This is a genomic window from [Leptolyngbya] sp. PCC 7376, from assembly GCF_000316605.1.
Classification (GTDB): Bacteria; Cyanobacteriota; Cyanobacteriia; order Cyanobacteriales; family MRBY01; genus MRBY01.
On the sequence record NC_019683.1, the window covers coordinates 1,828,745 to 1,847,170 of the forward strand.

An 18,426-nucleotide genomic window follows, 5' to 3' on the forward strand; every position below is an offset into this window, starting at 1 on the left:
ATAAATATGTTGATGTAAGACAATGAAAAAAGTAACAGATAGCTTAGAGATAAAAAAAATAAAGTTTGAATTAAATATAGAGGAACATAATAGAAGTTTTTCTATTGCTGCTCGCTCACATGACCAAATAGCTGGATATCCTCGTCCAGAACAATCTGCTCGCTTAGATTATCCGGAGGATTTAGTACTTGCCTTAGAGGAGTGGCGTACTGCCTATCATGTCTACTATAAGAATATTTCTGGCAATCAAAATGCAGAACCACCTGCCCAAATTAATAAGTCTGAAGATGAGCAAACAAACTCCAATAGAAGGAGAGCTAGACGTGCTAGAGGTGGGAATCAAGATGAAAGAAAACTGAAGGATTTGATTGATCTTGAAAAAAATCTAAAGAAAGTCTTTACTGAGTGGCTTGAGAATCCTAAAATTTTATTAATTCGAGATTTTATTCGTCAAAAAATAGGAGTTTCAGCTTCTGATAGTGGCATTAGAAGTCACGATATTTTATTTAGTAAAGTTGATATTTTTATTGATTGTCAAGGAGAGCATTCGAAAGAATTTCGTAAGCTGCCGTGGTCAGAATGGCTGATTTTACCGAAAAAAATCAATGAAGAAAACCCTGATTTAATTAGATTCTTTCATACTGATCATAATCTCAATAGCGATAGTACTTTAGCTCCACTTCAAGAAAAGAAGTCTCGTTTGTTAGTGCTAGTTGGTGAGTATCGGGATCTAAATTTTAAAGAAGAGATAGACCTTTTTCAGAAGTTAGAGGATAAAAAGTTAGCAGATGTTCAGTTTCTCAATGCCAATGATGCAGAGTTTAATACAGAAAAAAAGTTTTTAGATAAATTAAAGGGTTTATTGCAAGATGACCGTGGTTGGACTGCCCTCGCTCTAGTTTGCCATGGTGATGATAAAAATCATGCAGGTGAAATAATTATTTCTCCACAAAGAATTTCGTTTACTGTTTCAAGATTTGCTGAATCGTTAATTATGGCTAAACAAAATGGCTTGCGATTCGCTTTTCTGGGATGTTGTCGAGGTACACTTATCGCCCAGGACTTAGTTCAGCATGGGCTGCACCAAGTATTTTTCCTGACAGAGAAGGTAGGTGATCGCCTAACGAAAGAATTTACCAAGCAGTTTGTAGATGGGCTTTTAGAATATAAATCAGTAGAGTCAATCAAAAGTCAGATTACTGATTATTTCCTAGAAGACAGTCAGAAAAATAGTTTTCCCTCTGCATATTTACTGCCACAGATTTTTTATCATCCAGATACAACTGCCCAAGATTTCTACTTAAGCGAAATTCCTCAGTCAAAGACAATTTGGCGGTTAGCAAAGCAAATCTTGCCTCAGTCACAAAAAGAAGTGATCGCTCTATGTAGTTTCTTGGCAGCAAGCACTTTCTGGTTTGTGCAAGATCCATTTCAAGATATGCGTCTGTTGTCTCAATCGTTCTTGCGAGCTAATGTGTTTTCCCAGAGTCAACCCGAGCCACCTATTCAACTTATTACTATTGACCAAGACTCTATTAATTTAGCGCGAGCAGAAGACCCAAACTTTCAAGAAGCCCCTTTTATTGACCGATCCTATCTGGCTAAAATCATTTCAAAATTATCGGAATTCGATACTCCTATTGTGGCGATCGCCTATGACCTTACAAGTGGCCCAGAGCCGACTCTAAAAAATGCAATTAAGAGTTATCTAACAAAAAAACAAACCTTACTCGTTTTCACAACAAATGGAAACTCACTACCATCATCACAATTTTATGATCCGAATCTTTCTTTCACTGGAGAAGGAAGTTACACCCCATGGGAACTAAGTAAACCTCCTCACCTCAATTGTACAGAAAATTGCTCATTTGCATTTCAGTTAGCACAGCTATCTGCTCTTGTTTCTCAATTTAGTAAGACAGAAAAAGAGACAATTAATGAACGTATGCTTGCTATTTTAGCGAAACAGGAAAATACAGAAGAAAATATTTCATCAGAAACAGATATTCGCTTAGATGCATTTAAAACATTAATAAATGATCAACTTTTTTCCATGAGACAATTCACGCATAACTTTCGAGAATTTGATATTCCAGCATCTAACAATCTGGATATTTCCCTACGAAGGAAGGTTTACAATTTTGTCTTGAAGCGATTATTTCCAACTTCTTTAATTGACTATTCCATCCCACCTCATCATGTTTATGAAAAGATGAATTCATCTTATTTTTTGGCAAGTGATGCAGATAATAGCCACTTACAGAAAAAGTTACGAAATCGTGTAGTGATTATTGCCCCTGGAGATTATAAAGCTGTACAAGATGTTGATTCAGATCTTCCTTTATCAACATGGTATTGGTGTTCATTACAACCTATTTCATTTGATATAAACCCTACAACTTGCGAAGCAAATCTTACCAGTGGCGAAATCCAAGCATATATGGCATATCACTATCTTGAAGGAAAAAATCTTCGTCAAGCCTCTTTTTTGATCACTGGGGTAATCGCTACTCTTGTTGGGAAAATCATTCATTTATACTTGTTTACTCTGGAGCTTGAGATACGTCAAAAAAAGAAACAACTATTTAAAGCAGCCCTAATATTAACAGGAATAATAAATAGTCTTATTTTTTTCTTTTTGAACTTATCAATTCCTTTTATTTTTACGATTCCTATCCTTTGGTATTATATTTTTGCAGCGCAAAAATCTCCATCACAAAAATCACTTTCTTCATAAATTTATTACCATGAAAAACCCTAGACTCCTTGCTATTTTCTCTTTATTTATATTGCTGTCTTTTACAATGAATACAAAGGCAGCAATGCAGAACCAAAGTAATTTAATATATCAAGATGCTCAAATAAAATCAGGCATAAAAAGTGTTGTTGGCTGGCTGAAAGATATCATCACTAAACCTGAGCGTGAACCGCCTAAAGGCTCTAGATTTTGCTTTGTTTCACCGGGGAAAGAAGTTGATGTTTCTATTAGTCAAAAACCAGCCTTCATCTGGCGAGGAAAAGCAGAAGATCTTAAAATCACAGACAAAGAAGGAGTAACCATAAGAGAAATTGAATATTCTCCAACTTTTGAACAAGGATATTGGATTTACCAACCAAATAAAGATCAAGCCCAGTTACCTGAAGGAGAATATTTCTTCTCTGTCCAACCCTTAGATGAAAATGGAAATCCAAAGCGATCCCGAATGAGAAAAGCTTTTCGTATTTCGCCTGATACCATCTACTCTGTTAGTGAGATACCAACTAATAGCAATGACGCACAATTAATGGCAAAAGATTTACTGAGTAAGGGAGTCTTTTGGGATGCTTACACTATCGCTCTAGGCTATCATAGTAATTATGCAACTAACTCGGAATGGAAAAGACAGTTAGAAGAGGCCAAAGCAGAGATTTGTTCGCGAAATTCAAATGATCTTGAAGAATAATCAGTTTCACCACAGTGCTATGCAGTTTTCAGGCAGAGCATCCATCTAAATAGTTAACCTCCCTCCCTCGAACATTCGAGGGAGGGAGGTTAACTATTTGCATATTTCTGAGTAAATTCGGCTAACTAACTCGGAATTTACCAAGGACTACCAACCATTGTGAAAGCAGACCAGTAGATTGGATCCGATAAATCAAACTTCTCTCTCTCGGACAAAAGCTGTTTCTTGTCATTGAGTTCTTCACCACCATTGGAAGCTGAGATATTGAGATTAAGCAATATATTCACATGATTCTCTTCTTCTCTTTGCCAAAGTGCCTCGCTATTCTCAATGTAAACTCGACCTTCTAATAAATCTTCTTGGGTTTGTCTGAGGGCTTCTGCTTTGATTAGCTGATTAGTATAGTTATCAGTTTTAATATCTTGAAATTGCCCATAGGAACTATAAAAACGAGACATGAAAATACTGGAAGCTCTGTCTCCCACTCGCCACAATGTTCCTAACACTGAGTTAGTTTCTGCTTTATGGGCGAAGCCTGCAAATCCTAATTCTGCGGATTGTTGAGGAGTGAGAATTAGTCTTTCTATTCGAAGACCATCTTCGTTGACTTCTCCAATAAATTCATCCACATCGATAGCCGTTTCACAGGCATCTAAAACTAAAAGATTGACATTCCCTAATCCCATTTTTCTAATGTGGTCAAGTTCGAGACGACCATTGTCTGTTCCAGTTCTGTCTGGATTAAAAGATATATAAGTGCCAGTTTCCTTATCAAAATTTGCGTGGGTGCTCCAGTGAACAATTCCCATTGGTGCTTCACGTTGGCGATCACCGACCTTTGGGATAGTAAAAGAAGACTCTACATTGGTGGGAAGAGTCATAAATGAATCGATTAACTCCGCATCAGTACTGATATCTTCTCCTATCTCTTGCCATAGCTCCTCAAACCGCCTTAGACCAGAAGGAACAAATGAAAGAAGTGCTTGCTCATCAATAGGGTCTGCAACTTGAGATGCTCCTGCAACTCTTAAGCTTAAACTCGTTAGAGGCTGGTAATTAGTTTCCGTTAAACTCATGCTAGGCATTAATCCCACGCTCTGTCGAGTAATAATAAAATCCAGTAAGCATTGATCTAAGACCATTTCTACTTCTAGACAATCATTTGTTTCTTGACCCATTGCCGCCAAAGGAACACTACGCAGCACATCATCTAAGATAAATGTCAAATTATCGATGTTTTCTTTTTGTCTAATTTCTGGGTTAAGATTCTCAATTAACCATTCATGAAACTGAGCAGATAGTTTTCTAAACTCATCATCAAAATTTCTGACAATATCTGATGTAGTTTCGTCAACCTTTAGTGTTTTCCGTAGCTGTGTCGTTTTTGCTTTGATGATGCCTCTTTCTGCTCCGGGAACAATCGTAAATTTAATTTCTTCATTTTTTGTCACGGTTATTAGAGTCAGGATATCATCTGGCTGTTCATCAAATTTTCGAGGATCTTGTACACAAGAATCTTTTAGCTCAGGCTCTAGAATCCCTTGAGTCGATTCTTGTGTGATGGTGCAATTTAGCCGTATATTTTGTGGTTGGAATAGTCCATAGACTAACGCTGGTCTAACACCTGTAACACTTTCAATGTAAGCCAATGTATCTTGGATTTCGTTAATACTTTTAATACGAATATCGTTAGCTAACTCATTGCCAGTAAAGTAGCTTTCAAATTGGCGGGTGAAGAATTCATCAATAAAAAAACCTTTGTCTTTAGCTTCAACCTCTTCTTGAATTTTCGGCAGGGTATCGTCAATGGCATTGTCTAGGGCATTGGGAAGACGATCGCTGGTGATGATGCTGATATTGCCGAGGAAAAAAGAACCGGGAAACACACGGAATGTATCGATAGTAAAGTCGCCAGAGTTTAATGCGCCCAGTGTGCCGTTGATAGAAGGATCTCCGACAATAAACGGAATAAATAGATCGCCGCCATTGTGGCGAATTGTAATAGGACCACTACCAGCCCCCCCGAAAGTCGAAATACTCGATAAAAGACCTGTGTCATCAACAAATGCACCTGTTGCCTGAAACAAACCCGTCACAGTGATATCTACTGATCCACCAGAACCAAGTCCACCACCTTGAGCATCAATAAAAACAATGTCGACGCTATTGGGGTCAATAGTGACATCGCCACCATCACCAACGATTCCTCGTGAAATAATTTGACCTGCTGAAATACCCTCAACGGAAAAGATTTCGATGTCGCCACCTGTATCACCGCTAGTGTTGATGTCGCCTGTTTCAATAACAGTTTGGGGATTGCCGAGAGCATTTAAAGAAACATTACCACCGACTCCGCCTGCGTTTGAGGCATCAAGATTTTGGGTAGCGATATTACCGTTATTGCTTAGTAGATTGATATTGCCACCATTGGTCGTAATATTACCCGCTAGATCAATATCTAATTCTGCCAAGATATCAACATTGCCGTTATTAACAACTAAATTACTATCGAGGCGAGCATTTCCTGAGTTACTAGAGAGCCTTAAAGTATCAATCTCAAATTCAACATTTGAGTCAGATGAAAGAACCGTATCACCGTCGTTCTCAATCTGAAGCACACCAGAAGTTCTGACATTTTCCAGAAAATTAACACTATTACTGTTAAAGGTTAAATTGCCACCATTTCCCGAAACGGAAGTTGCGTTGATAGCACCCAGATTTATCGCGCCATCAGTTTTAATGAGTGCAGTTCCGGCATCACCATCACCTGTTGTGAAAAGCTCCAAATCACCCGCTGTAACATCGATAGTGCCGCCATTTCGACTTATCAAATTAACAGTACCACCATCCTGTGTTCCCCAGAAGCGAAGAAATCCAGTTGTAATACTTTCATTAGCATTAATAATTAAAGAACCTGCATCCGATTGCGAGCTTTCAATATTCGTGCCAAGTATCCTGCCTGCAAGCACCGTATCACCTAGTTCAGGAAATGCTGTATTCACAGAACCTTCGGTGCTAGTAATTTCAATGCTTCCTGCACTGGAACCAACGCCAAAGCTAGATACAGACATTGTTCCCACTTGAACATCATCCACTGCTTGAATGGAAATTTGTCCACCATCTCCTAACTGATTAGAGGCATCAATAAATAGAGGCAAACTGTCCGTAAAGCTAGAGGTATCACCAGTGAAAATGTTTTCTAACTTGATACCTCCACCTGCGTTAAGGAAAATGCTCCCTGGCAATGAATCTGTAAGGGCTAAGTTATTTGGGTCAGCTCCAACTCTCAAACAGTTATAAGGACAATTAAGAGTGATATTTCCTCCGGCAGTCAAATCAATTCCACTACTAGAAACCGCATTAGAAAAGTTTGAAACCACTCCATTAAAAACACTCGCTGGATCATCAGTTCCAGTTAAGGTTAAGTTGTTTCCTGCATTTACTGTAATATTTCCTGCATTTCCAAAGTTTGGATTTGAAATTAGAGTACCAGCCGTAATATTGCCTGTTGCAGTTAGATTGATATTGTCAGAATTAAAACCAGTCGAAGAAATATTTTGAATGGTTAAGTCTCCATTAGTTGCAGTTAAAGAAACTGCTCCGCCAGAAGCATTATTATTCTGTCCTGCTTCAGATCGAATGTGTGCATCAATTGATATATCTGTTGCTGCATTAATTGTGATTCCCCCACTATTCCCATTAGCAGAAGAAACAAATATTTGGCCCCTGTTATTAGTGTCATCATTGGCCCTAAGTGAAACAGAGCCATTTATACTTTCAATCGTTATATCTCCAGCATTCTCCGTGGATTGATTAGGAGTAAATGGGTCATCGTAATCAACACCAGTATCAACATCTGTTAGCACAATATCTTGACTCGCGATAACGGTAATATTTCCAGATGCAACACCCGGTTGTGAAATTCCCGCATTTAAGTAACCTTCGGTAATTGAGATTCCGCCGTTTTCACTTATAAGATTAATATCTCCACCAAAAGTCTCAACACAAACACCTGTTGTTACACCTGCAGCATTAGAAGTTGTACCACATCCTGAAAAGTTTATATTTTCTGAAGCAGATAGAGTAATATTTCCCCCTGCACTGCGACTAATACTCGTCGTTTCAGAGAAAGTTCCTATATTAGAGGATATATCAATACTCCCATTACTAGAAGTAACTGAAACATCGCCATTAGTTCCATCACTAGCTGATATGGCTAATAATTGTCCAGAAGAAAGGTTATCTCTTGCTGTAAGAATAATATTACCCGAATTAAAACCAGAGGAAGTGACATTTTCGACATTTAAACTTCCGTTAGGAACATTAAATGTGATTGCTCCTCCAGTACCAACTGTTGTATTACCTTGAGTAAAAATATCTTCTGTAATGGAGATATTACCCGTTTGACTAATGAAAGTCAGATTACCACTTTGACTACTTGCGGCATTAGAAAACTGCACAGCTCTGCTTGAGACTCCAGCACTTACACTCAAATCAGTAAAGGCATTTAAGGTTATTTCTCCGCCAATTGATATTTCTCCGGTGAAACTGTTATTACCAGTAGTAGAGCCAATTAAGCCATTCACTTGAATACTTCCAGTATCGCTGGCTAAATTTATTGCTCCGCCTGATCCACCCTCAGCAAATACAGTTCCTGCTTCAATGTTTCCATCGACTAGAATATTGCCCGATGCTTGTAGTGTGATATCACCGGGAGATCCTTCCGCTGCATTAACAGATAGTCTGCCTGTTGTAATGTTTCCACCGTTAGTAGCTATAGTAAGACTTCCTGAACTTCCAGTATTAGGAATACGAGGACTATTAGTCTGATCGCTATCGGCAGAAACATCTAGATTTCCCGTTGTGATATTCCCTGTGGCATTAATTATGATGCTTCCACCCGGAGCGGGATTACCAATTCCCGGAGTGCCACTTATACCTGAGTTTGTATCAAAATCTCCTAAGCTAATATTGTTCCCTGAAAAAGTAATACTTCTACCTTGAGTACTTCCAGCAGAACTTGCAGCCTTGAAAAATATATTTTCAGACATAGAAATATTACCGCCATCTATACCATCTGAGTTAGCAGCAAAAACAATATCAACATTCGATGTTGGAAAGACTAGATTATTATCATCCAACGTCTCGAAAATAATATCGTTAGTTGCCTCAAAAATTAGATTTGTAGTAATCCCATTTTCAATATCAGATTCCAATACTGTTGCAGTTGCTTGATTGCTAATTTCAATATCAACAGGATCAAATAACAGAGTTCCTATTTCGCCGTTTTTTGAACCAAGATCTGCATTCCCTCGATAAAACAACTCATTTTTTCCTGAAATTTCTGCAAAGCCACCATTCCCAGAGACTTCACCACCCCGACTACTTAATGAGCCAAAGAAATCTGTTCTATTGTCTGCCCAAATAATAATGTCACCACCATCTCCAGAAGTTAAAGCATCTGCACTAATAGCAACATTTTCTTCAACCAGAGTAAATTGAGAATTTTCTAAATCACCTGTTCCCTGAAAACTACCACCAATATTAATATCACCACCACCAAGTTCTCCCAAAGCATTAATATTTGCATTTTCATTGAGTAATACTGCTTCCCCTAAAATCTTAATATCACCACCGATTTCACTACCTGACAAAGTATCAATCTCACCAGAAATAATGGTGCTAAATTCAACATCTCCTGAATTCGTTTGTAATAGTGTTTTTTGACTTGTAGATTGACTTTGATTAAGTTCAGAAAAATTAGAAGTAGAGATATTTGCTGGCTCTTCCGGCGTTATATCAATTTCGATTCCAATCAAACTCCCTTCCGGTAAAATCCTTGCTGTTGTTTGACCATCTACCGACTGAATCATTACCTTTTCTGCTTTAAGGCTACCAGTGTGGGCAACGCCACCACCATAAAAAGACAAGCTGCCATTCTCTAAATAAATATCTCCCTCATTAATAATGGCCGAAGGCTCCAGCGCATCAAACGCAAAACCTGTTGGATCTCCCAGTAGAGCTGAGTAACCATTGGCTCCTAAAACATCAAACCAACTGTCTTCCCCAAAACCAATACGATTCGCTGTGGTGACTGTCAAATCCGCAGGCAGATTAAAGGCCGCTCCTTGACCAAAGACAATACCCGCCGGATTCGCAAAGAAAAAATTTGCGTCACTACCCGTCAGCTCGATTAGACCATTAATAATGGAAGGGTCACCGCCATTCACCCCAATAAATAAATTACGGAGATCCTGCTGCATCCAAAAATTTGCAATTTCGCCACTATCTAAATTGAAAATATCGAACTTATGGAAGCCATTGAGATTATCTGGCGTAACCATTCCCCCTGTAATCGTGTAGAGATTATTATTTTGATTGACTAGCGTATTAGTCTCAGCACTCGGAACAATATTTTGTGCAAAAACAGGTGTGCTAATGGAGGCGATCGCCGCAACAGTATAGATAGCAGAACTAGGAATAAAAAGCTTGGTAGACATCGACTTGAAGAAAAAGTATTTATAAAAAAAGTGATAAAAAAATCAAAAAAGGTTATAATTTATCAAGAAGTAAATACCGTCATCCTGTAGAGCTTGACCACGGTCATCTATATTGAAAAAAGGATAGGCAATATCCAAACGAGCTGTTAAGTCATCGAACCCGAAAAGCTTGTGCCATTGAAAACCAATTCCCGTACTTAGTAGGAATCTTTGGTCAAGTAGTCCATTACTTGTATCTGGATTATTCCACACATAGCCAAGGTCAATAAATGGAATAATTTCAGTGTGGGAAGCCCCCGATTCATCCCGGTCTAAAACGATGTAATCCTCAATCGAAAAACGCACACCATTATCAGCAGTACGAGCATTAGAGCGATAGCCTCTAACCGTATTTGGCCCCCCAATTGAAAACTGATAAGAAGAAGGTAATGTTTTTGGGCTTAACTGTAGCTGTGCCTCGATCACTAATTTGTGATCTTTGCCTAGTTTCTGGATACGCTGGCCGAAGAGTTTCCAGCTATTAAAAATGCCTCCTGATTCGTTCCATCGACCAGCCGTTGCCCCAAATAAATCTGTACCAAACGTAAACTTAGAATCAATCGCCCATGCCCCATTCGGTGATCGCCTCGCATATCGTTGTCCAAAGGTGAAATAACTGGTGCGCGTCACCCCATCATCATTAGAGCCGTTCCCAAAAGCTGTCGGAATATTATTAAAAATAAACGTGCGACCATTCTGATATTCAAATCCCACACTGAAAGACAATTCCTCTTCCAAGCTACGAATAAGAGGATGACGATACTCCACTGAAGCCAACTGTGACCGAGCCGTAATATCAAACTTGCTAAAAGGTCTTTGGGTTACCCTTGTCCAACTAGGCGCAAAATTAAATGCCAGATATTTGTCTGTAACTCCTAACGGAATTTCGTACCCTAAATTAACCGCACGAATACCACCACTCGTTGTGCCTGTGTAACCGAGAATAAAGCGATCACCTATCTTCTCCGGATTGTTATGAACATAAGCAAGGGAAAACTTTTCATCTCCCACACTCTCTGGTGAAGAATTATCTAAACTCAGTAATAATTGCTCCTCTTCCTCCGGATCAATAATAATATTTAGGTCATAAACGTTATCTGCACCCTCGACTTCTTTTAAATAAACCTCAATATTGTCAACAAGGGGATTTGTTTTCCAATAAGCTAGATTATCTTCAATTGCTCGGTAATGGATGATGTCACCTTCTCGACCTAAAATAGACCGGAGACGATCACATAAAATCTCTTTTTTTAGAAAAGTATTTTCTTCTTCTAACCGTGTCGATTTTTCTCGGCTTTCTTCACTTAAATCGGATTCTTTACCTCGTAGCTTACACGGATTTCTGTTATCTTCAGACTCTTCAATGACGGTACTCTGCTCACTTTCCTTTGAATTATCATCCTTTTGAGCAATTTCGTAATAAATATCTCGGATTTTTCTACTGCTTACATTTATAAAAATCTTTTTGACATTAGAAAACTCTTCTCCCGATTCTTGATGATGATTAAAAGATTTGATCGTAAAACAGTTAACAAAATTAAGCAGATAACCTTCTTGAAAATACTTTTGTTGGATAAATGCCCTAGCAAACTCTAAACTCTCGCCAAATTCTGTTTCTACATCACAACTACCATCCGCACGCTGATTCTCCAAAACACGTACTGGTATTTCTGTGGTTAAAAAATCTCTGCCAGCTATCTTTGTTGTTTGAAAAAGGTTCTTTGTCTGACTCGATGGATTTTTCCTACTCTCATTCAGATGCTCTGAAGTTAAGCTACGCAGGATTTTTCGATTGACTTCTAGATCCTCACTGTCGCCAAAATCAAACTGAAAAGTAACCTGTTGTGTTTCCTCTAGTTCAATATCTTGGGCGATCGCTGAATCCTCTTGTGTAGCGACTATCCTGTTTGTCTCTCTGCTTTGCCACATCTCACGGGATTGCTCAAAGCTCACAGATGTTGTGGGCAATATAAACTCTGCTTGCGCCCGCACAGCCTTGTTCATTTCCACTAAGCCCAAAGAGAAAAGTGCTAAAACTGTAGCTCGAAAATACTGATAGATTACTAATGACATGGCTAATAGTGAGTCTTAAGAATGTGGAGCAAACTTCACTATCAGAACTTTCTCATAGAGCTAGCATTTTGTAACATGGTTCCCTGAAAGTTTACGAAATCATCAAAAAAAACCTCAAATAGTTTTGCGTATGAAGCAATAGCAAAGAAGACTTACTTTTGTGATCTTTCTGAATTTCAAAAACCTAGTAAATATGCATACAGCTCTAATGCAAAGCAAACTTATGTTCTCATACGTATATTCAACCAGGGAAAAAACTTATATCAAAACTATCATTTATACCAAAAGAAATAAATCCAACGCAACTAAAATCTCTACTTTGGTATCAACCTATCATGCAATTGTCAACTATTGATTTTTCATAAAAAGCCTTTTGCAAAATCCATAAAATCTAAATTTAATTAAATATCAATCAAGAATCATTTCCCAAAAAAGATGAAGTCAGAGAAGTAGAAGTAGCTTTTACTCCTGTTAGCTCGATCATGATGAAAACTTTAGAAAAACTAGCGAGCAGAATCACCAAATCTCCAGTATTTGCAACAAGCGTTTCAGAGGATGTCTGAAAAGGGTCTGACTGTAACTTTTGTCGAAATGAGTTGCACGTAAAAATAAGCACTTCAGGCGATCAACCTGGCGGAATTTACGCAGTATTTATCGAACATAAAGACTTTTCAGACATCCTCTCAGAGAACCGCTAAGAATCACTTATAAAAAAGCAACATTGCATAGCGTATTTTCATAAAACATTAAAAATATTTTTGAATACATCTACGAAGATCTTGGCGAAATCTGACAATTAGCTTTAATCCTCATTAAATTCAAGATTTCAGTCTATGGGGTGATCTCTCATAACTTTTACATAGCAACAATTTCAGACATTTTCTAGGATAAGTAAATAGGGATTGCACGCTAACTTCAGTGAGGTTTTCTAGACAGAGAAACGCAGATATATTCCGTTAGGAAGTCACGATTTTTTCAGAAAGTAAATGCTTCGTAAACAATGAAGGGCGATTTTCAAAAATATCTTGTAAGTTGAGGAATAAGGCAGGTGAAGGGAGTCGCATTCGCAACATGATTTCGCAGATATTCCTTTGCAATGCCAATCAACGTACGGAGAATATCTATGGCTACCGCTAACCCAATCCTTGAAATCGAAAATAAATACGGTCAAAGTATTTGGATGGATAACCTCAGCAGAGACTTAGTCGAGTCTGGGGAATTGGAACAATTAATCGACAGTCGGGGTGTTCACGGCATTACCTCTAACCCAGCCATCTTTGAAAAGGCGATCGCCGGCAATGAGATTTATGATGTCGCGATTAGAGCTGGTATCGAAGCGGGCAAGTCTACTCACGAAATTTATGAGTCTTTAGTATTTGAAGACATCGGTAACGCCTGTGATATTCTATCCGGCGTTTATGACAAGACAGGGGGCTTAGACGGTTATGTCAGCATTGAAGTACCACCCACCATCGCCAACGATACGGAGAGCACAATCAGCGAAGCACGCCGTTATTTTGCAACCATTGGTCGTCCCAATGTGATGATCAAAATTCCGGGAACACCAGAAGGTTTGCCCGCAGTAAAAACGGCAATCTCCGAAGGCATTAATGTCAACGTGACGTTGCTCTTCTCCGTACAGGCTTATATCGACACCGCTTGGGCTTATATCGAAGGTCTAGAGAAGCGTGCAGCAGCTGGAGAGGATATCAGCAATATTTCTTCTGTGGCAAGCTTTTTCCTCAGCCGCATTGACGTCAATATCGACAATCAGCTCGATGCCAAAATCAAGTCTGGTGTTAGCCAAGATGACGCGGTGAAATTGATTTCGCTAAAAGGGAAAGTGGCGATCGCCAACGCCAAAATCGCGTACCAACACTACTTAGAAATTTTCAACAGTGACCGTTGGTTAGCTTTAGCAGAAAAAGGTGCAAGACCCCAACGACTCCTCTGGGCAAGTACAAGCACTAAGAATCCTGAGTATAGCGATGTCATGTATGTCGATGAACTTGTTGGTGCTGATACCGTCAACACCCTCCCTCCCAACACCATCGAAGCCTGTGCTGACCACTGTGACCCAGCCAGCCGCATCGATGCGAACGTTGAGCAAGCCAAGCAGATCATTGCCGCCCTTGCCGATGACAATGTCGGGATTGACCTCGATGCAGTGATGGATCAGCTCCTTGCAGAAGGCATTGACAAATTCATCAAGCCTTTTGAATCTCTTATGGCTTCCCTTGAGACAAAAGTTAAGCAACTCGCTACTGCCTAACATTTGCCAATCTTCTTCCAAGACCTAAAATCCCTCTATCGATATTTCAAGTCCCCCTTTCTAAGGGGGATTTAGGGGGAGCAAATTATCAAAAAACAGCCCACCCACATCTGCTCTCCGCCTATGGTTACTCTCCAAGAAAATCCCCTCAGAGTTGGACTCCGCCAAGAACGCACTCCCGATCCCTTGATCATGGTGATTTTCGGTGCATCCGGCGACCTGACAAAACGTAAACTCGTCCCTTCGTTATACGCCCTCAGAAAAGACAATCTCCTCCCTCCAGAAATAACAATTGTTGGTGTTGCTCGCCGTGACTGGAGTCATGAGTACTTCCGCGAGCAAATGCGCGAAGGAATTGAGGAATTTTCCGATGGCCTTGGCAGCGAAGAACTTTGGGAGAACTTTGCAGAAGGGCTGTATTATTGCTCCGGCAATATGGATCAGGCCGAGAGCTATCACAAACTAAAAGCTTTTCTCGACGAACTAGATGGTAAACGAGGCACGAGAGGCAATCGCGTCTTCTACCTTGCCGTGTCTCCGAAGTTCTTCTCCCTCGGTATTAAGAATCTCGGTGCCGCAGGTATGCTGTCTGATCCAATCAAGCACCGCCTTGTGATCGAGAAACCTTTCGGGAAAGATCTTAGTTCTGCTCAAGTCCTCAATAACGTCGTCAAAAAAGTTTGCCGTGAAGAACAGGTTTATCGCATCGACCACTACCTCGGTAAGGAAACCGTCCAAAACCTTTTGGTCTTCCGGTTTGCCAATGCTATTTTTGAACCGTTATGGAACCGTCAATTCGTTGATCATGTACAAATCACAGTAGCGGAAACCGTTGGTGTAGAAGATAGGGCAGGCTATTACGAAACCTCCGGTGCGCTGAGGGATATGTTGCAAAATCACCTGATGCAACTGTTTTGTTTGACGGCGATGGAAGCTCCAAATGCCCTAAATGCAGATAGTATTCGTAGTGAAAAAACGAAAGTTTTACAAGCAACTCACCTTGCGGATATCAACAACCTCGATAAATCTGCAATTCGTGGTCAGTACAGTGCAGGTTGGATGAAAGGCAAACCTGTACAAGGTTACCGCGAAGAGCCTGGTGTCAATCCAGAATCTACCACTCCAACATTTGTTGCGATGAAACTCATGGTCGATAACTGGCGATGGCAGGGGGTTCCTTTCTATCTCCGAACAGGTAAACGTTTACCTAAAAAAGTTTCAGAAATTGCAATTCAGTTCCGTCAGGTTCCCCTTGCCATTTTCCCATCCGCAGCAAAGCAAGCAAACCCTAATGTTTTGGCTCTCAGAATCCAGCCAAACGAAGGGATATCAATGCGTTTTGAAGCGAAAATGCCCGGTGCTGATATTCGTACCCGCAGTGTGGATATGGACTTTAGCTATGGCTCTTCCTTTGGGATGGCAACCCAAGATGCTTATACGCGTCTACTATTAGATTGCATGGTCGGCGATCAAACGTTGTTTACCCGTGCTGATGAGGTAGAGGAAGCGTGGCGAGTTGTAACCCCAGCTTTGGCTGCATGGGATGCTCCTTCCGATCCAAGTAATGTTCCTCAATATGAGGCTGGTACTTGGGAGCCTACTGAAGCGGAATTTCTGATCAACCGTGATGGTCGCCGTTGGCGCAGACTATAGATTGATCGGATAAAACGGCAATGATTTTACGGATTCTCAGAGCACAAATCTTCCATGAACTTCGGGATGAATTTGAAAAAGGCCCCGCAATAATGTCGGTGAAATTGGTCTTAAGTCAAAAGGGTTGTGTGTCCTGTCAGGTAACTAAACCACTGCACAAGACATCTAACACCTATGCGATGATTTCGCTCTGGGAAAACAAAGAATCACTACAGGCATTTGCTGGAGAAGATTTTGAGAAAGCGGCGATTCCCGCCGGAATGAATCGGTACATCTCTTCCTGTAGTGTCGAACACTATATTTCGACAGAGCCATTTCGCCCAAAGTCTTAAGAATAAACTGCTTAGGTCTTTAATTCCTCAGAGTTTCGTTTAGATTTTTGTCTCGTTACAGTTACGGCAACTTCTTCGTTTTCTCTATTGTTCTCTCTCTTTCTAAACCATCATGATGACTTCAGCTCCCCTTGTTTCTCTGCAAGCTCCAAAAGATGTTTCGCTCGAAGAGATCGAAGCGGAACTTTCACAACTTTGGCAAAATAATTATTCCGATGAAGGGTTAAGTGCAACCCGGGCAACAACGTTTAGTTTTCTGGTTTATGAGCCGGATGAAACGCAAGCTTTACTAGGTAAATTGGGATTCTATTCGGGCCCTGTAGACGGGATTGCCAGTGTCCGTACGGTTGTGGCAATTCAAGCTGCGCAAAAAGCCTACGGCTTCAAGGAGACGGGTAAGGTCACACCAGAATTTTTGGCAAGACTACAGCAGGTTTGGCAAGAAAAAAGAGATCAAGGTGATGAGGGTTCCAAAGGTTATTCTGCTGATCTGAATAGTTCTGGGGTAGCTGATGCGATCGCCGCGTCAAATCCCTGTCGAATCATCACACTTTCTCCCACTGTTGGAGAGGATGAAGGGGTTTCAGCGCAGGTGTCAGCCTATTGCCCGGTCAATAAACGTGGCAGCAGTTCGTTAGTCTGCTGTGAATACATCACACTGCGGGGAACAGCGGCAGCCTTGGATCGAATTCATGGTCTGATTACTGAACTATTAGTCGGAGATCTACCAAAGTTTGTATGGTGGAAAGCAGTACCAGATACGAATTACGGACTCTTCCAACGCTTAATGAGTGAAGCTGATACATTGATCGTTGATTCGAGTGGATTCCATGAAGCAGAGCCAGATTTGCAAGTACTTGGCCAGTTACTCCAACAAGGTCACAATGTCGCTGATCTCAACTGGAATCGTCTGGCAGCTTGGCAAGAACTGACAGCAGCGGCGTTTGACCCACCAGAAAGACGGGCGGCGATCGCCGAAGTTGACCAAGTGACGATCAATTTCGAGAAAGGCAATGCCACCCAAGCATTAATGTATCTCAGTTGGTTAGCAAGTCGACTACAGTGGAATCCCGTATCCATCGAACATGATCTCGGAGACTATGACATCTATAAAGTACAGTTCAACGATAGCCAGCAAAAGACGATTAAGGCAGAACTTGCGGGTCTTCCAATGGCCGATGTCGGCGAAGTTGTGGGCGATTTAGTCAGTATCAAACTCACTTCTACAAATCTCAATGCTGATTGCTGCACAGTGCTCTGTTCTGAAACAAGTGGCTGTATGCGTATGGAATCTGGCGGTGGTGCTCAAGAATGTCGCATTCAACAGGTAACCCCCCTCGATGATCAAAATACTGAACAGCTCCTCGGTCAGCAGCTCCAACGTTGGGGTCAGGACATGCTCTACAAAGAAAGTATGACCAAAATGGGAGAAATTTTTGCGGGCTAATCCTTGCTGAGATAAATAAATAGCCCTAAGGGCGATCGCCACAAGTTTTTAGCTGGTGGCGATTTTTATTGCGCAATGATGCCAAACAGAAGTGATGATAATCCTGATTTATTTGACTCTGACATTAAGTAAAGAAAACGAATTTTCCTGATTGATAAATCTTTGAATCAAGATGGAATAAGACAAAGCATTGATATAGAAACTAGACATCTTCACGTCATATTGAATCCGACGTTTTTATAGGTCATCAACCATGTCTAATAACGAAAATACAGATTACTCAGATGCAGAGTATGTTTTCCCAGAAGAAGAGAAGCTTGTTTATCGTGTAGATATCCCCGTTAATCCCCATGCCTATTCTTATGATCGAATTCCATCTGGATACGAGCCGATGGGAGAAATAGAGCTACGGGGCAGATCCTATCGAAGTTTAGCTTCCGGTCGAATGCCACTATGGGTATTGGTTGGTGGATGGCTATTCCTCGGATTTCCGGCTCTGGGTTTATCGATCCTCATCCTGATTTCGGGGGGGTGGACTATGCTTCCTCTTTTTCTAATGGCAAATATTATCCCCTGGATTTTATGGCGGGGCACTCAAGCTCATTTCACGAAGAAAAAGAAGCGACATCGCTAGTCAGAATGTTGACGCTTTTCTTCTCCATATGCA

9 protein-coding genes are annotated in these 18,426 nt (G+C 40.5%); 7 read left to right on the top strand and 2 right to left on the bottom strand.

Annotation, left to right across the window (positions count from 1 at the left end):
- Positions 1-22 precede the first annotated feature (22 nt).
- Both LEPTO7376_RS08130 and LEPTO7376_RS08135 read left to right on the top strand, forming a co-directional pair.
- The gene (locus tag LEPTO7376_RS08130; RefSeq protein WP_015133720.1) at positions 23-2,737 is read left to right on the top strand and encodes a CHASE2 domain-containing protein; all 2,715 of its coding nucleotides are present in this window, start codon (positions 23-25) and stop codon (positions 2,735-2,737) included.
- A gap of 10 nt (positions 2,738-2,747) precedes the next feature.
- Positions 2,748-3,443, top strand: a complete 696-nt coding sequence (locus tag LEPTO7376_RS08135) for a hypothetical protein (protein WP_015133721.1) — start codon at positions 2,748-2,750, stop codon at positions 3,441-3,443.
- Positions 3,444-3,580: 137 nt separating this feature from the next.
- On the opposite strand, the gene LEPTO7376_RS08140 is transcribed toward LEPTO7376_RS08135, so the two are convergent.
- Positions 3,581-9,943: a CHAT domain-containing protein gene (locus LEPTO7376_RS08140; protein ID WP_015133722.1), complete on the bottom strand. Its 6,363-nt coding sequence runs from the start codon at positions 9,941-9,943 to the stop codon at positions 3,581-3,583.
- Between the two features lie 42 nt (positions 9,944-9,985).
- Positions 9,986-12,055 (bottom strand): ShlB/FhaC/HecB family hemolysin secretion/activation protein, encoded by a 2,070-nt coding sequence (locus LEPTO7376_RS23395; RefSeq protein ID WP_015133723.1) that lies wholly within the window; start codon positions 12,053-12,055, stop codon positions 9,986-9,988.
- A 1,123-nt stretch (positions 12,056-13,178) separates the two neighbouring features.
- Between LEPTO7376_RS23395 and tal the strand changes: the two genes are divergently transcribed.
- The 5 genes from tal (at position 13,179) to LEPTO7376_RS08170 (ending at position 18,393) form a co-directional block, all read left to right on the top strand.
- Complete coding sequence (gene tal, locus LEPTO7376_RS08150) at positions 13,179-14,327, top strand: transaldolase (RefSeq protein WP_015133724.1); 1,149 nt, start codon at positions 13,179-13,181, stop codon at positions 14,325-14,327.
- A 123-nt stretch (positions 14,328-14,450) separates the two neighbouring features.
- Positions 14,451-15,980 carry a glucose-6-phosphate dehydrogenase gene (zwf, locus tag LEPTO7376_RS08155; RefSeq protein WP_015133725.1) on the top strand — a complete coding sequence of 510 codons (1,530 nt, stop codon included), beginning with the start codon at positions 14,451-14,453 and terminating at the stop codon, positions 15,978-15,980.
- Between the two features lie 20 nt (positions 15,981-16,000).
- A complete protein-coding gene (locus LEPTO7376_RS08160) occupies positions 16,001-16,312 on the top strand; it encodes an antibiotic biosynthesis monooxygenase (RefSeq protein ID WP_015133726.1) in 312 nt (103 codons plus the stop codon).
- 109 nt (positions 16,313-16,421) lie between these two features.
- Positions 16,422-17,759: a glucose-6-phosphate dehydrogenase assembly protein OpcA gene (gene opcA / locus LEPTO7376_RS08165; protein ID WP_160148599.1), complete on the top strand. Its 1,338-nt coding sequence runs from the start codon at positions 16,422-16,424 to the stop codon at positions 17,757-17,759.
- A 253-nt stretch (positions 17,760-18,012) separates the two neighbouring features.
- Entirely contained in the window at positions 18,013-18,393 is a 381-nt protein-coding gene (locus tag LEPTO7376_RS08170; protein ID WP_015133728.1) for a hypothetical protein, read from the top strand.
- Positions 18,394-18,426 lie beyond the last annotated feature (33 nt).